Source organism: Dolichospermum planctonicum (genome assembly GCF_005402965.1).
Classification (GTDB): Bacteria; Cyanobacteriota; Cyanobacteriia; order Cyanobacteriales; family Nostocaceae; genus Dolichospermum; species Dolichospermum planctonicum.
Genome location: NZ_BJCF01000024.1, coordinates 50078 through 66860, shown reverse-complemented (window position 1 = coordinate 66860; position 16783 = coordinate 50078). Strand labels below are relative to the sequence as shown.

13 protein-coding genes and 2 pseudogenes are annotated in these 16783 nt (G+C 38.2%); 10 read left to right on the top strand and 5 right to left on the bottom strand.

Annotation, left to right across the window (positions count from 1 at the left end; all coding sequences use genetic code 11):
- Window positions 1–123: 123 nt before the first annotated feature.
- Window positions 124–363, top strand: a pseudogene (locus tag FFO06_RS11975) (ammonium transporter); the annotation flags it as partial.
- A gap of 115 nt (window positions 364–478) precedes the next feature.
- Here FFO06_RS11975 and FFO06_RS11970 read toward each other — a convergent pair.
- Window positions 479–1966, bottom strand: a complete 1488-nt coding sequence (locus FFO06_RS11970; protein WP_137908244.1) for a M16 family metallopeptidase — start codon at window positions 1964–1966, stop codon at window positions 479–481.
- Between the two features lie 110 nt (window positions 1967–2076).
- On the bottom strand, window positions 2077–3654 hold the full coding sequence (locus tag FFO06_RS11965) for a M16 family metallopeptidase (RefSeq protein ID WP_137908243.1): 1578 nt from the start codon (window positions 3652–3654) through the stop codon (window positions 2077–2079).
- A 159-nt stretch (window positions 3655–3813) separates the two neighbouring features.
- Between FFO06_RS11965 and FFO06_RS11960 the strand changes: the two genes are divergently transcribed.
- A complete protein-coding gene (locus FFO06_RS11960) occupies window positions 3814–4428 on the top strand; it encodes a TetR/AcrR family transcriptional regulator (RefSeq protein WP_137908242.1) in 615 nt (204 codons plus the stop codon).
- Here the strand turns inward: FFO06_RS11960 and FFO06_RS11955 are convergent, their stop codons facing one another.
- Both FFO06_RS11955 and FFO06_RS11950 read right to left on the bottom strand, forming a co-directional pair.
- On the bottom strand, window positions 4429–4869 hold the full coding sequence (locus tag FFO06_RS11955; RefSeq protein WP_137908241.1) for a DUF4332 domain-containing protein: 441 nt from the start codon (window positions 4867–4869) through the stop codon (window positions 4429–4431).
- 245 nt (window positions 4870–5114) lie between these two features.
- Window positions 5115–5711 (bottom strand): glyoxalase-like domain protein, encoded by a 597-nt coding sequence (locus tag FFO06_RS11950; RefSeq protein WP_137908240.1) that lies wholly within the window; start codon window positions 5709–5711, stop codon window positions 5115–5117.
- 196 nt (window positions 5712–5907) lie between these two features.
- On the opposite strand from FFO06_RS11950, the pseudogene FFO06_RS11945 reads away from it, so the two are divergent.
- The 5 genes and pseudogenes from FFO06_RS11945 to FFO06_RS11925 all read left to right on the top strand — a co-directional run bounded on the left by FFO06_RS11945 (window position 5908) and on the right by FFO06_RS11925 (window position 11527).
- Window positions 5908–6308: pseudogene (locus FFO06_RS11945) on the top strand (hypothetical protein).
- A 422-nt stretch (window positions 6309–6730) separates the two neighbouring features.
- The gene (locus FFO06_RS11940) at window positions 6731–8212 is read left to right on the top strand and encodes an efflux RND transporter periplasmic adaptor subunit (RefSeq protein WP_137908239.1); all 1482 of its coding nucleotides are present in this window, start codon (window positions 6731–6733) and stop codon (window positions 8210–8212) included.
- A 30-nt stretch (window positions 8213–8242) separates the two neighbouring features.
- On the top strand, window positions 8243–9460 hold the full coding sequence (locus FFO06_RS11935; RefSeq protein ID WP_137908238.1) for an ABC transporter permease: 1218 nt from the start codon (window positions 8243–8245) through the stop codon (window positions 9458–9460).
- A 194-nt stretch (window positions 9461–9654) separates the two neighbouring features.
- The gene (locus FFO06_RS11930; protein WP_028085333.1) at window positions 9655–10419 is read left to right on the top strand and encodes an ABC transporter ATP-binding protein; all 765 of its coding nucleotides are present in this window, start codon (window positions 9655–9657) and stop codon (window positions 10417–10419) included.
- Between the two features lie 178 nt (window positions 10420–10597).
- A complete protein-coding gene (locus tag FFO06_RS11925) occupies window positions 10598–11527 on the top strand; it encodes an SMP-30/gluconolactonase/LRE family protein (protein ID WP_199290969.1) in 930 nt (309 codons plus the stop codon).
- A gap of 166 nt (window positions 11528–11693) precedes the next feature.
- Here FFO06_RS11925 and FFO06_RS11920 read toward each other — a convergent pair whose 3' ends face one another.
- Entirely contained in the window at window positions 11694–12902 is a 1209-nt protein-coding gene (locus FFO06_RS11920; protein ID WP_137908237.1) for a DUF362 domain-containing protein, read from the bottom strand.
- A gap of 427 nt (window positions 12903–13329) precedes the next feature.
- Between FFO06_RS11920 and FFO06_RS11915 the strand changes: the two genes are divergently transcribed.
- The 3 genes from FFO06_RS11915 (at window position 13330) to FFO06_RS11905 (ending at window position 16421) form a co-directional block, all read left to right on the top strand.
- Complete coding sequence (locus FFO06_RS11915; protein ID WP_137908236.1) at window positions 13330–14124, top strand: carbohydrate-binding family 9-like protein; 795 nt, start codon at window positions 13330–13332, stop codon at window positions 14122–14124.
- Between the two features lie 88 nt (window positions 14125–14212).
- Window positions 14213–15652: a GTP-binding protein gene (locus tag FFO06_RS11910; RefSeq protein WP_137908235.1), complete on the top strand. Its 1440-nt coding sequence runs from the start codon at window positions 14213–14215 to the stop codon at window positions 15650–15652.
- Between the two features lie 106 nt (window positions 15653–15758).
- The gene (locus tag FFO06_RS11905) at window positions 15759–16421 is read left to right on the top strand and encodes a methyltransferase type 11 (RefSeq protein ID WP_137908234.1); all 663 of its coding nucleotides are present in this window, start codon (window positions 15759–15761) and stop codon (window positions 16419–16421) included.
- Window positions 16422–16783: the final 362 nt, after the last annotated feature.

Below are 16783 nucleotides of genomic sequence, written 5' to 3'. Positions count from 1 at the left end.
ACGTTTTTGGTGATTTACTGTTTCTCAAATGCCTTTTTTCACTTTATATGTTTGTTTTGATGCTCTCTTTAATTTTTTCTCTACGTAATTTACCTCTGTGACAGTTTGGGGTGCGGAATGTGGGATAAAAAAGCTGGTCTGTTTTTGGGTGGCGGTTTTGACTTGTTGGGTGTGCAGATTTTGGGCGTAGTTGCAGTATCAGTTTTTACTGTTGCTTTTGCCTTTGTCATGTTCAGTGGGCTTAATTTTATTGGTAAGCTGCGTGTTAATCCTGAAGCTGATAAGATTGGGATTGATAAATATGAACACGGTGCAACTGTTTGGCCTGATGTTTATGACAGTGAGGAGTTTCTACAAGAGTAAAAAAAATACTCTAGAAATCCTCAAGTTGACCCGTAGTTGCGAAATTATCAATCAGAAAAATTAGATATCCGACTTCTTTGAGAAGTCGGGGATCTTTTTATTTACGGGCTGCTGGCTAACTACCGGGGATGGTAATATCTATGGTTGTTACCTTCGTGGCTAAGTTAGTTAATGGTTGTTTGATTCCAGTTTGATTTCCTACTACTAAAGTAACTAAATTTTCCGGTTTCAAGTATTTCTGTGCTACCCGTTTGACATCTGCTACTGTAGTAGAATTAACGGCTTTTTGATAGCGAAATAAGAAATCAGCCGGATAACCATAATATTCGTATCGCATTAACCGAGATAGGGTTTGACTAGGATTTTCAAAGTTGAAAACAAAGGAATTTAGCGTAGAGTCTTTAGCATTATTTAATTCCTTAGTCGTGACATTTTCAGTTTGTAACCGCTTGATTTCCGTTTGTAGTGATTTGATGAATTGAACTGTAGTTTCCGTGCGAGTTTGTCCTCCAGCAATAAACATTCCGGGATAGTCAAAACGGGGGTTCCAGAGACCATATACAGAATAAGCTAAACCTTGACGCGATCGCAACTCATTAAATAAACGTCCGCCAAAACCATTTAGAATACCATTCATGACATCCAAAGCTGGATAATCAGGATTATTGAATTTTCCACCCAAATGACCAATTAAAACACTACTTTGAGTGAGTTGGGGTTGATTAACAAAATATACACCACCTAAATTAGCTTGGGTGACTTGTGGTAATTGGGTTTTAGTAATTTCAGGACTTGGTTTCCAGTCACCAAATTTGGATTGAATGAGCGATCGCATTTTTTCAGGATTAAAATCGCCAACAATGCCTAAAATCAGATTATTGGGGTGAAAATATTGCTGATAAAACTTGAGTAAATCATCACGAGAAATTTGGTCAAGAGTTGCATATTCAACTGTACGCGCATAAGGACTTTTTTTGCCATAAATTAGCTTTTTAAACTCTCGACTGGCGATACTATTAGGACTATCATTGCGACGAGAAATATCACCACGAATTTGAGTTTTTTCCAAATCCAACTTGTCTTGAGCAAACGCAGGTTCTCGTAATACCTCAGTAAATAGCCCAAAAGCCATTTCTAAATCTTCCTTGAGAGCTTCAAAACCTACACTACCAACAGATTCCCCCATATCTGTTTCCACGGATGCGGCTCGTTGTTCTAAAATCTCATTTAACTCATCTGCGGAATGTTTTTGAGTCCCACCACTCCGCAAAGTAGAACCCACCAAACCAGCTAAACCAGCTTTTTGGGCTGCTTCCCAACGACTACCTGTTCTTACCAAAGCCATACCACTGACCAATGGTAGCTCATGATCTTCCATCAAATAAACTACCAAACCATTTTTTAGTACATACCGTTCATACTTGGGTAACTTAACCGCTGAAACCGGGGGAAACTTCAATTCATTGTAATACTTTGCTGTCGTTCCTGCCCAAGAAAAATTTAAATTTACGAAGAAACAAGCAACAACCACTACCAAAGTAAAAACAAATCTTTGTCCCCTAGAAAACTGGAATTTTTTGTTTTTCAAATCAAACCTCAACATACCTATCTTCTCTATTTTCAATTTTTTGAGCCTAGCTTTTCTCAAAGAGACATTTTCAAACTCTTCCTTTCTGCGACTCTGCGAATCTGCGTGAAATAAAACCTCAAATTTCATCCTGGTTGTTTTGACAACAACTTGCCAACAATGCGATTTTCTGGCGTAAAAGTAGCACGAGCTACTCTTTGAATATCCTCAGGAGTCACTGCTGCAATTTTATCCAATTGCAAAAACAAATTACGCCAAGAACCGGTTTTTACTTCATATTCTAACAACTGTTCGGCCATACCTGAATTAGAATCTAAACTGCGTAATAAATTCGCTCTAGCTTTGGTTTTTAATCGTTGTAATTCCACCGCAGATACAGGTTCAGTTTTCAATTTATCAATTTCTTGCCTTAAAGCGATCGCTACTTCATCTACTGTTTTTCCTGGAGATGTTAGGGCATAAAAGAACATTAAATTGGGATATTTATCCCCAGGAAATCCGCTATAACCTTCAGCATTTAAAGCTAAGTTTTGTTTTTCCACCAAGGACTTATAAAGTCTTGATGTTCTCCCGTCACTCATTAAACTACCGATGATTTCATAAACTGCATGATCAGGATCGGTAATAGCTGGAACATGATAACCTTCCAAATACCAAGGTTGAGTAGATAATTCTAAAGTAACTTCCCTAGTCGCAGTTTGTTGGGGTTCTATTGGTAGTTTTTGTTGGGGTTTAGGTTTAGCTCGATAACGTCCAAAATAAGTTTGTGCCAGTTTTTTCACTTCATTGGGGTTAACATCTCCCACAATAGCAATAGTTAAATTACTAGGAGCATAATAAGCATCGAAAAACTTCCTCACATTCTCCGGTGTTAAGTTGCGAATGTCTTGATCATAACCAATTACTGGTCGTCGGTAAGGATGAACTTTGAAAGCAGCATCTATGAACTTTTCTACCATTTGGCCGATAGGAGAATTTTCTACTCGTAAGCGTCTTTCTTCCAAAATTACTTCTTTTTCTTTATAAAATTCTCGAAAGACAGGATCTAAAAATCGATCAGATTCTAAAGACATCCACAATTCTAATTTATTCGCAGGAAAACTATAAAAATAGCGGGTAGCTTCTGAGGATGTATTAGCATTTAAACCCACACCACCAGCTTGTTCGACAATTTGCCCCATTTCGTTCTGTTTAACTAATTTTAGGGCTTGGGATTCTACTGATTTAAACTCGGTTTCTAACCGCGCTATTTCATCTTTTTGATTGTCGGCTTTGGCGATTTTAATTTGGTTATCCAACTTTTCTAATTTTTCCAGCAGCGGGGCCTCGGCTTTGTAGTCTTTAGTACCGATGCGCTTTGTCCCTTTAAAGGCTAAATGCTCTAAAAAGTGGGCTACACCCGTTTGTCCATCTGGTTCATCAATACCACCCACATCAGCATAAGTCAAAAAGGAAACTACTGGGGCTTGATGTCTTTCTAAAACAATGAATTTTAATCCATTATCTAAGCGAAATTCTGTTAAACGATTAATTACTTGTTCTAGATAAGGCTGAATGGAATTTTGGGGCGGTTGCAGGGCTATGGCCATTTCTGGTATCCACCCCCAAGTTAAGACTATCAACGCTAAACTAGTTGCTAATAGACGACGGAATGGGGACTTTTTAACGTCACCGGTCAGCAAATTTAAAATTGTCTGGTGCATAAGCAAAAGTTAAAGTAAGTTAACATTACTTGAAAGATAGAATAATTAACACAAAAAGAGTTAACCTTCTATGAAGATTTTTGTAATTTCTGCATCCCTCGTTGCACAATAAGACTACCAATCCTGTTTTGGAGATATCAAAATAGATATCAAAATATTATGCGAATTTTTAATTCTCCGCCATCATCAGAAGTCCAGACACGCACACGAATTTTGCAAGCAGCACAACGATTGTTTGCTACGAAGGGATTCGAGGGAACTACAACCCGTGATTTAGCACAAACCGCAGGGGTAGCCGAAGGAACCCTCTTTCGTTATTTTGACAATAAAAAAGCAATTTTGGTGGAAGTGGCCACTAATGGCTGGGTGGATATTCTCACAGATTTACTCACAGAACTCAGCGAAATGGGTAGTTATAAGGCTATAGCCCAAGTTATGCGTCGTCGGATGTGGAATTTACAAAAAAACACCGATATTATGCGTGTTTGCTTTATGGAAGTGCAATTTCATCCAGATTTGCGCGATCGCATTCAAACCGAAGTTATTGATAAAATGACAGATGTGGCTGAAGCATTTTTTCAAACAGCAATAGACCAAGGCATCTATCGTCAGATAGATGCCAAACTTGGCGCTAAGGTATTTTTAGGTTTATTTGCGATCGCCGGTTTTGCTGATCATACCCTCATAGAACCCAACGCCTCCCCCCAAGAAATGCAAAAAATGGCGGAAGGGTTGGCGGATATCTTTCTTAATGGCGTTTTAGCAAAGGAATAGCTAATTACCCATCGCTTGCGCTTGATGACTCCACTGTTGCACTAATTCAACTGCTGGACACAAATTGCGGCTGTGTAATGTTGATACTTGCAAGCGCATGACTTGTCTATGTAATCTATGCGTGGGAGTTTGCGCTAATTGGGCTATGGAAATAACACCAGCGTGAAGCAATATACCGCAATATTGAGTCCCCACACTGGGAACACGGGCTAAACCTGCTAAAACTACCCATTTATTCACAGAGTGAAGATCTACTTGCAATTTACCCGCTAATATTATTCTTTCTTCTGGAGTTTTTCCTCTTGTAATTAGTTCTTCTGTGGTATTGATACCACAATTCTTCAGTTGGGCTTGCTCTTCTGCACTTAATCCTGGTAAATCTTTAACAGGCCAATCAGACTTTTGGAGTAAACTTCTATTATTTGCACGGTTAATGGTCATTTTTCAGTTTTTAGTATGGGTTATTTATCTAAAAATTCAGAATTCACTTATACTCCTCCTCCCCCACTATAACACTTTTATTAAATCGCCATCCTTCTTTAGTCCGGCATCATTGACTTTAATTGATAAGTTAGCAAAAAAGAGGAAGAATTAGCAGGATAGGAATAATTAATAATTAAACTCAATACTTGAAATATTTTGAAATATTTTATAGTGTAGGGTGGGCATTACCCACCTAACTATAACTAATTAGCAACTTCAGCCATTTCAATTACCCGTCCGTCATAATCCTTAACTAAAAAATTCAAAGGCTTTTGATTGCGAATTTTGAACTTTAAACCCCGGACTTCCACTCGCATTAAAATTAATTCTAGACACTCATGATCAAAACAAACATGACGCTGCTGATCCTTTGTCCCTAAACTAGCACCTGTGATAATATGTAATTGAGTATTTTTTTTCAGTTGATACCATAGCCCGTCATTACCATGATTCACGTTACTGTTAGACCAACTGGGACTAGTAGACATATACAGCGGGTCAATACCTGTTGCACCAATGGTTTGCTCATAATTGTAATAATAGTGCAAAGGGACTTCCGCTACGGGTAAATCTAACAATCCTTCATACAACTGTCGGGCAACTTCTAAATCTGATACCATAACAGTATAAACTTTAGGAGCGCTACTCAGAAACATCCACATGGCACCAGCGTAAGCCGCCAGCAGCATAATCATAATCCCTTGGGTGGAGAATAGGCTATCCAAGGGCAGGGAAGGCAAGAATGAGCCTAAAGTTAGTGGACTTAGCAGGAACATTATGGAACTAGCTTCTATAACCATGAACAAACACTATCAAAATATTGGTATAAAGGAGGCGCTTTTAATAGCGTCTATTAAGACTAACATTAAGTCCTTGTTTCTAGTTTATCAATAATCTAGTAGTCTGATCTTAGTTTATTTAACTGACTTTCACATATTATTAATGATCGCTTAACCATTCATTGGTATATTTTAACAGTTATCTAATCCAGAGATTGTGAAAATTCCCTACTTTCCCCCTACTAATCACCCATTGGTAAAGTCGCTATTTGATCACAGTGAGCAAGAATTACTGAGTCTGTTTCGACAATATCCAGATTCTGGCAAGTATTTTACAGTGATTTTTTGCCGTTATAGCTCGATATTAATTATATACTTTAAGTTGGCATTCGGCGCGATCGCCTGTACAAGCCGATTATTGGTTTGCTCTGGGCGGCATATATTTTATTTTATCAATTAGGTAAACTAGATTTAAGCTCACAGGACGACTTAACCCTACAAAACTGGTTAATTGAAATGATGGAAGTTACCAGTTACCTAGAAGAGATTTATCGAATGCTAGAAGCTGAATTACCTGCTGATATTCGGGCTATTTATTTAAGCGAAAATTCAATTTAGTTTCCGCCGTAATTTCTTGATTAACTATTTATTATAAAATAGGACTATTTACTATCAAGCCATAGCATGAATTTAAGCAATTGTAAAAAATTCCCAGTTTTGACTTCTGATATCGTCCTGTTTACCTGTTTATCCATTACTACAGGTGCAAAAGGAATTGAGATGATAGAACAAATTCACTATCCTTTAAATAGTTCCCCAGGGCAATGATCATGAGATTTAGCAGATGAAGTGCTAAAATAGGAAATAAGTCATGTTTACTAATCAAAGACAACTATGATACTATAGTCAGCAGGAGGATAAAAAGTCAAAAAATAAAAAATTCACCCAATCAGACGATAGATTACATAAATCAAATGATTATCATCAGGTTTTGTCTATAAAATAGACTCACTAATTTTTGTTCCTCAACTTTTTTAATCATGATTTTTTACATAGAAATTCCCTTAATTGGCAAAAAAGTTAAATATCCATTACGTTGGTTAATCGGTTTAATTGCTAGTGGTGTTTTAATTGTAGGAACAACAGCCACTATCAAAACCATCCAGCAAGGAAATAAACCACCAGATATAACTAAATTGACTGTCCCAGTGGCGGCAAAAGATATAACTGTTCGCATTACGGCTAGTGGTAAGGTCCAACCAATTCAAAGCGTCAATATTAGTCCTAAAAGTTCTGGACTGTTGGCAGATTTAAATGTTGAACAGGGACAAACAGTCAAGAAAGGACAAATAATTGCTCGCATGGATAATTCGGAAATTAAAATGCGAATTATCCAATACAAAGCTAATTTAGAACAGGCAAAAGCGCAGTTAGCCGAAAGCCTAGCGGGAAGTCGTCCCGAAGAAATTGCCCAAGGAAAAGCCCGTGTAGACCAAGCACAGGCTCAATTAGCGATTATCCGTGAGGGGAATCGTTTACAGGAAATTCAACAAGCACAGGCTCAAGTAGACTCGGCAAAAGCTGCTGTAGAACTAACTCAATCACGGTTAAAACGTTATCAAGATTTAGCAAAAAATGGGGCAATTTCTCAAGATAGTTTAGAACAATACATCAGTGAAAATAGAAAAGCAAAAGCCAATTTAGAAGAAGCACAAAAACGATTATCCTTACTGAAAATTGGCAACCGTAACCAAGATATTCAAAAGCAACAAGCAATAGTTAATCAGGAAAAGGAAGCTTTAAGAAAATTAGAAAATGGTAGTCGTCCCGAAGAAATTGCCAGATTAAAAGCAGCAGTAGCTAGTGCAGAAGCTCAATTAAAACAACAACAAGTACAATTAGAAGATACAATTATCCGCGCTCCTTTTGCAGGCGTTATTACTCAAAGATACGCGACAGTGGGGGGTTTTGTTAGTCCTGCTGTTTCTGCTTCCAGTAGTGCTTCTGCTACCTCAACTTCTATAGTAGCTTTAGCCAAAGGATTAGAAGTTTTAGCAAATGTTCCTGAAGTGGATATATCCCAAATTAAACAAAGACAAAAAGTAGAAATTACTGTTGATGCTTATCCCGATGAAATCTTTCACGGACAAGTGCGTTTGATTGCTCCTGAAGCGGTAGTTGAGCAAAATGTCACCTCATTTCAGGTGCGGGTTACTGTTAATAAAGGGTCTGAAAAATTGCGTTCAGGAATGAATGTGAGTGAAGTGACATTTCTTGGTAATAACATCCAAAACGCGCTGTTAATTCCCCAAGAGTTAATTGTTACTCGCAAGGGAAAAACTGGAGTATGGTTATTAGGTGAAAAAAATCAACCTGAGTTTAATCTAGTCAAAATTGGTGCGAATATTGATAACGAAGTTCAAGTTTTAGATGGTCTTAAAGCCGGAGATCGGATATTTATTGACCTACCTAAAACCAAGGAAAAGGGGAAGACAGAACAGAGTAAAGAAAATAAAAATTAAACATTAAACATTAAACATAAAACATAAATTATGGACATTTTAGAAAGCGTGAAAATGGCAACTACCACCTTATTAGCTAATAAGTTGCGGAGTAGTTTGACCATGTTGGGAATTATTATTGGTAATGCCTCAGTTATTGCTATGATTGGGATTGGAGAAGGGGCAAAAATATTTACAAATAAACAATTTCAATCCTTAGGACCTAATACTTTATTTGTTATTCCCGGTAGTCCAGGAACTCGCAGTAGAGCAACAGGAGTACCGAGAACTTTGGTTTTACAAGATGCTAAAGCGATCGCTAAACAAGTCCGTGCAGTCAAAGAAGTTGCTCCAGAGATTAATAACCGAATTACAATCACTTATCGCAATCGAAATACAACAAGTACGGTTATCGGTACTACTCCTAATTATCCCACAGTTCGTAGTTTAGAAATTAAGGAAGGAAGGTTTTTTAATGAATTCGATATTAAACGGAGTAAAAGAGTAGCAATATTAGGTCCAGATTTAGCCAATAAACTATTTGATAATCAAAATCCTCTGGGTCAGAAAATCCGCATTCAAAATACTACCTTTCAAGTAATTGGTTTAACCGTAGCCAAAGGTTCTTCCTTTGGGAGTAACAATGATGATACCGTCTATATTCCCATTAATACCATGTTTAGTCGTTTAGTGGGGAGAACATCCCCTTTTGGTATTAATATTGCCATGATTTCTGTATCAGCGAATGATGAAAATAGTATATCAGCAGCAGAGTTTCAAATGACAAATTTACTGCGTCGTCGGCACAAAATTATCCGCGAAGATGATTTTACCATTCAAACCCAAAAGAACCTCTTAGAAATCAGTAATTCAATTACCGGAGGATTGACAATAATGTTGGCTGCAATAGCTAGTATTTCCTTATTTGTGGGTGGTATTGGGATTATGAATATTATGCTAGTTTCTGTGACTGAACGTACTCAAGAAATTGGACTGCGTAAAGCTATCGGTGCAACGCAACAGGACATCCTTTTGCAATTTATGATTGAAGCTGTGATATTATCAGTAACTGGTGGTTTAATCGGCATTATTTTAGGTGGTGGTAGCATCATTTTAGTGGGAATATTTAGCCCTTTTCAATCTACAATTTCCCCAGCAGCAGTTCTTTTAACTGCGAGTGTTTCTGGTGCTATTGGTTTATTCTTCGGTGTCGTTCCGGCACGTCGTGCGGCTCAACTTGATCCCATGGTAGCACTAAGAACGGCGTAAAAATAATTAAAATTACAGATTTAGTATCGGTTTAACCATGAATTATCGGGGCAACCACGGGGGGTTTGCCCCTACATAAAATCGCCATTTTGTGGATTACAGAATCGGTGTTCTAGTCATCGCATTTTTAATTAAAATTCACACAAACAGCAATCTCTATGCTACAATGACAGTCTACATGAGGATAAATCTTTATGGCTAATACTCTGACTTTTAATAATACGAATGTTCCCCAAGCTGCACCAGAATCAGCAATTATTTGTTTAGAGGATATTTTTAAAGTTTATGGAATTGGAGATATAGAAGTTAAAGCACTTAATCAAGTGAATTTGGTGATAGAAAAAGGTGAATATTGTTCGATAATGGGTCCTTCTGGTTCGGGGAAATCCACAGCCATGAATATTATCGGTTGTTTAGATCGTCCTAGTCAGGGAAGTTATTATTTAGATAATTTGAATGTCGCGCAAATGAGTGATACAGAATTGGCGCATATTCGTAATAAAAAATTAGGGTTTGTCTTTCAACAATTCCATTTATTAAACCAATTAACAGCCTTAGAAAATGTCATGTTACCAATGGTATATGCTGGTGTTAAACCTGGGGAAAGAAAAGAACGAGCCACAGAAGCATTAATCAAGGTCGGTTTAGAAAAACGCCTCAATAATAAACCTACCCAATTATCAGGAGGACAACAACAAAGAGTAGCGATCGCTCGCGCCATTGTCAACCGTCCCGTTGTTCTCCTGGCTGACGAACCCACCGGCGCACTTGATTCTCATACAACTCAAGAAGTATTAGATTTATTTAGTGAACTTAATAGCAGTGGGATTACTGTTGTTATCGTCACCCATGAATCAGAAGTTGCGCGTCAAACTAAGCGCATTGTTTGGTTTCGTGATGGTGAAGTTGTTCATTCTCATCTTACTCCCAATGAATTACATCAGGTTGTTATATCTTAAATTTTGGTATTGTTGAATTGAGATATGAAATTCTAGAATTGAACCTTTTTTTAAAACTCTGACCTTTGCGTAAGACTAAAATTCATCTGCTTAATCAACAATACTGTTTTACCTTCTACCATTTTTTTGTCCCTGGATTATATTTTGGATAGGTCTAATATGATGAGGAAGGTTCTAATTGCGGTTAAATATTGCAAGATGGAAAGTTATCCCCTGGATTATGGGAACGACTTGGTTATGTTTCCTATCCAGTTCCCTAGCGATCAGGCCCTACCAAAGTCGCGCCTTCACTAAGGAGGGAACATTTACCCCCCAAATTGAGGGAGCTGCTGTTGATAAAAATGGAAATTTATATGCTGTGAGCTTTGGACAAAAGGAAACGATTGGTCGGGTTACTCCAGATGGGGTTAGCAGCTTATTTGTTAATATGCCCAAGGGTAGTACCGCTAATGGTATTCGGTTTAACCGTCGAGATGAGATGTTTGTCGCTGACTATACAGGACACAAGGTGCTGAAAATCACTCCAGAGGGAAAGATCAGTGTGTTTGCTGATGAACCCAAAATGAATCAACCAAATGATTTGGCTATTATGGACAATGATATTCTCTTTGCCAGTGATCCCAATTGGAAAGAGGGTACGGGTCAGTTGTGGCGTATCAATAAAGATGGTAAAACTGAACTCTTGGAAAAAAATATGGGAACGACCAACGGCATTGAAGTGTCACCAGATCAAACCAGACTTTACGTTAATGAAACTAAGCAACTTAGAGTTTGGGTATATGACTTAAATTCAAAAGGTGAAGTAAGTCACAAAAGACTACTACATCAATTTTCAGATGGTGGTTTAGATGGAATGCGTAGCGACATCATGGGAAACCTGTATATCACCCGCTGGGGCAAAGGAGAAGTTGTCAAAATGTCTCCCGAAGGAAAAATCCTCAAAACCATCCGACTCATTGGTCAACAACCAACCAATATTGACTTTGGAGGCCAGGATGGACGCACTGGCTTTGTGACTATAGCCGATAAAGGCAATATAGAGACCTTTCAAGTGGAACATCCGGGCAGGTCTTGGAAAATGCGGCATCGTGCTAAAAATGCTAATTGAAAAAATCCTTGATTCGTAGGTTGGGTTGAAGCACGTTCACAAAGTGTGGCGAAGCCATGACCCGACAAATGCGTATTTGTTGCGCTGTCGCTTAAACCAACCTACAAAAAATGGCGAAGGTATTGAGAAAAAGGAATAGCTTTCTCAGAATTTTAAGGAAGTGGGTTCAAGCCAGTCTAATCTTTACGTGGTTAATCTTTTCAATATCTGCAACCCCTAAACCCAGTGCCGCAGCAATCATTATATGCTGCGGCTGGCGCATATCAAATCCTTCTTCCTCCGAGGTTGTTCCTCCCGTAATACCTGTTTGCTTGGCTGGAGATTGGACTCCCATTCTCCCGGTTTTGGCCACAGGAGGTAGATTCATTGCAGCACGCTTGGCATCAATGATTTGCCACTCAATGCGATCCATGGCTACTGGATCTGTAGCAAAGAGCAGGGAGCGATAAGGCCAAGTATAGGGCGAATCCTTTTTACCAAAAGGACCCTTTTGATACACTCCTACCAATCCATCCATAATGTTAAGCACAGTCTTTTCTCGAATGGGCTGGAGGGAACAGATAGTAGGAATGAAAATATTACAGGCGTTAGTTTCCGGTTTTGCATGACTGCGGGCGACATTATTAACTAGTCCATGAGAGAGGTTCTTCAAAGCACCAGTGATACCAGCGGAACCATGATCTTTGAGTACGGGAATATTAATTAATTTGTTAATTTGCTTGGAGACTATATTACAAAGATGCGATCGCCGGGTACGATCATCTTTGGGGTCGTGAAGTTTGGGATCAATAAGTTCCATATAGGCGTAAACTTCTGGATCGTATCCCTTAATATCAAGTTGAACATCGTCATACTTTTCTACTGCACCTCCACCCCGCACACCATCCGGGAGATGTTTTTGGTAGCCAGCTTTAGCCCACATATCGCCATAGCGATCAAAAATAATTATATCTTGTGGTTTAACACCAGCAGACTTCAATCCATTAACGACTTCATAAATTAAGACATGATTAGAGATAGCCAGCGGTGCGCCCACTGGGTTAACCTTAATTCCTACTACATCCCCACGCTCAAACATGGAACGCCAGGAACTGACATTATCTGCTGCACCTGTTAACTCCATCATGCCACGGGCAACCATCTGGCGAACTGGTTCACGACGAAATTCACCATTAACTACAGATTCAATATGCCCGACTTCCACAACCCGTCCGGGGAAGGAACCTGGGATACCTAATCGTGAAATTACTGGTGTAGCTGTTGCCAGAGAAAATTTGTGGAATATTCCCATCACACTACCCGCCCCTACTGAGAGTGTTCCTAATAAAAGCTGACGGCGGTTAATGTTTAAGAAGTTATCAGAAAAGTTACTCATACCTTAAAAACCAGATATCTGATTGGGGTGAAACTAGCGAAGATTAGCAATAAAGGGTTTCTACCTTGAAAAACGTAGTTTTTTGAAATTACAACATTTCCCTGACTGAGATACACCATTAGCGGGCAAGATGCCCGCACCACAAGAGTTTTATCATTAATATCTGTACCTCATAACACCGGAAATTGATCTTCTTGTTAAAGCTCAGAACTCAGGCCAAAACCTAACTATTGACGCACTCATTCACAAAAATCACGAAAAATTGGGTTTGAGATTGTCAAATAATCAGGCTTGATTCTTACACAATTAGCAAGAGATTACTATCTATCCAAAGGTAGTTGCCAACAGTTTGAAATGACGGGATTTTATTTGTTAGTACAGACTATGGTTAATTTCTACGGTGTTTAAGTCCTAAGCCCTAATTACTATGAAACAATTGAAAAATTTTCAATACAAAAAAATACTCAATGCTGCTCTTTTATCCCTATTAGTTATATTATTTATACTTTTTTCATCCCTGACAGCATTTGCACGTAGCCAACTATTTTATACTATTTTTTACATAAGTACACCAATAATCATTGATGGCAAATTAGATGAGCCAGGATGGACGGCTGCGCCGGATGTAGGGAAATTCAAATTTCCCTGGTGGAATTCGGGGAAGCAAGAACAAACAGTCAGTAAATTGCTGTGGGATAATGATAATTTATATGTATCTTTTATTGTTGAAGATGCACATATTTGGGCAGAACAAACTCAGCGTGATAGTGCAGTTTATGAGGACGATTGTGTAGAAGTGTTTACAGCACCGAATGTAGATAAACCCCAGGTCTATTTTAATATTGAAATGAACGTGCGGGGGGCATTTCTAGATCAATTTCATCCTCAAGGTCCAGTACGGCCATTCACCTCCGCATGGAATGGTGAAGGCATAAAAATTGCTACCTCAATTGTCGGGACGCTAAATGACGACAGTGATACAGATAAATATTGGATTTTAGAAGCGGCGATTCCCTTCAGCAATTTTGCTAAGGTAGCCAAGAATACACCACCCAAATCAGGAGAAATTTGGCATCTCAACCTGAACCGCTTAGGTGGTAAAACAAATCCACAGCATAGCCAATGGTCTTCGGGCCAAACTCCAGACCCCCAATTTCATGTTCCCGAAGATTTTGGCCGTGTGGTATTTTTAAGAATGGAGAGTCCATTTTGGCAAAGATAAAATAAATTTTGGCAAAATAGGTAAAGATTGTAGAGCCGAGAATCCCTACCCATTGAACGTCTATGACCAATATTTTGTGTTCCTCAAAATGAATACTAGACCCGAATCTATCCCCAACTGGGAAGAAGAACTAGACAGTGCCATTTTTACCTTTGACGATATTCAAGCGGAACTTAATTACAAACAAGCCAAAACCGCATTACGAAACTTAGTGAATAATCTGGATCTTTCTCCTGGGGAAAAATTAGGTTTAGAAGCTGAAATTCACGATTTGGAAACTATGCTAGATAAATTAGAAAGCATGGTAGTCCAAATTGCTGCTTTTGGGATGGTAGGACGTGGTAAATCTTCTCTTCTTAATGCTTTAGTTGGTGAAGAGGTCTTTGTTACTGGTCCTTTACATGGTGTGACTCGTGATGCTCAAATGGTAAATTGGAGTATTAGTGAAGAAGTTTTGGGAACTTTGAAAGCTACATTACCTAGCAACGGCCAATCTCAAGTGGAATTAATTGATACTCCCGGATTAGATGAAGTAGACGGTGAAACTCGCGCCGCTTTGGCTGAACAAATCGCTAAACAAGCTGATTTAATTCTGTTTGTGATTGCAGGAGATATGACTAAAATTGAACAACTAGCTTTATCTCAATTACGAGAAGTAGGTAAACCGATAATCTTGGTCTTTAATAAAGTTGATCAATATCCTGAAACTGACAGAATTACAATTTACGAAAAAATTCGAGATGATAGGGTACGAGAATTACTTTCACCAGCAGAAATTGTCATGGCTTCCGCTGCTCCATTGGTAAGAATTGCAGTACAAAATTCCGATGGTACTAGGAGTGTAAAATTACAAAAAGGTAAGTCGCAAGTTGAAGAACTAAAATTAAAAATTTTGGAAGTTCTCCACCGTGAAGGTAAGGCTTTAGTGGCTTTAAATACTATGCTGTATGCTGATCATGTCAATGAGCAATTGGTACAGCGTAAACTGATCATTAGGGAAGAAAATGCTAATCAGTTAATTTGGAAAGCAGTAATTACTAAAGCATTGGCGATCGCCCTCAATCCTGTTACAGTAGTTGATATATTAAGTGCTGTCATTATAGATATTTCCTTAATTTTAGGTCTATCTAAACTTTATGGTATCCCTATGACAGAAACTGGTGCTGTCAAATTACTCCAAAAAATCGCTGTGAGTATGGGTGGTATTGGTGCTAGTGAACTATTCGCAAATCTTGGTTTAAGTGGTTTAAAAACTTTGTTAGGAATCTCAACAACAGCAACCGCAGGAATGACAATTGGACCCTATTTATCCATAGCTATTACTCAAGCAGGAGTAGCTGGTGTCTCTTCTTATGGTATCGGACAAGTTACTAAAGCCTATTTAGCAAATGGTGCAAATTGGGGACCAGATGGACCAAAGGCAGTAGTTAATCAAATTCTCTCAACTTTAAATGAAACTTCGATTTTAAACCGTATTAAAGATGAATTATTGATCAAAGTTAAACTGAGAAAAAAAATCTCAAATTAATCTCAAATTAATCTCAAATTAATCTCAAATTTATGAATATATCTTATGAGTAAAAAATATCCTGATTTTCGTTTAAGATGGTCAAATTACATGACATTAAATCATTATGTTCAGGGAAGAAGCTAAGTGGTTAGCAAATATAATCTATTCTCTCAATCCTAACAGTGTATTCCCTATGCTGAATATTGGTAGTTCTAACAAAAAATTTAGAGAAGAAGAACAACCCTGGATTGATGAGTTATTATTCAAACCTGCCAGAACAAAAGGCTACTCAGTAATTCATACGGACATAAAAAATGATATAGGTGTTGATCTCGTCGGAGACTTATGCAGCCTTGATTTTTTAAAGAAACTTTCAGAAATGAATATTCAATCTGTTATCTGCTCCAACCTATTGGAACACATCAATAACAGAGAAGAAATAAGTAAAATTATTAGCTCTATTGTCCCTAAAAATGGCTATCTTTTCGTGACAGTTCCCTATAAATATCCTTATCACTGCGATCCTATTGATACAATGTTTCGACCCAGTATCCAGGAATTAAGTAGCCTGTTTCCCGATTTCAAAATTGTCAATGGGGAAATTCTCCCAGGGGGTTATTTAGTAAAATCAACTACTACTACTCCCATATTGTATACACTAGCGATGTTGATTCGACTTATGTTACCCATTTACCAACCATTGCGTTGGTTTGATTCTCTAAAATATGCTTTATGGCTATTCAAAGATATTTCTGTTAGCTGTGTTGTCTTAAAAAAAGTTAATTAGGGCTTGCTGATAGCTTGTGTGGTGTCTCTCGTTCCCAGTCTCCAGACTGGGAATGCAGTCCTAAAGGTTCTACCTCCGAATAATGAACCATGAAGAAACTTTCAGTGGTCAGTAGCATCAGTATAAACAAGTCGGTTCTAAATGTGTAATTTATTTCGTAGGATGACTGAAAATCCCAAACATTGCGCCTTTGCGTCTGGGCGCGAAAAATAATTCATAACTTTTGATACCAGAGATACTCAACTTGTGCAAGAAATGGGAAATCTGTTCTTAATAATGAATTTAAGGCAAAGGTGGAGTCGTTAGGTGCTAACCTAAGAGATGATATCGCTTGATCTGGGGTCTTAAAGAACCCACTTGTG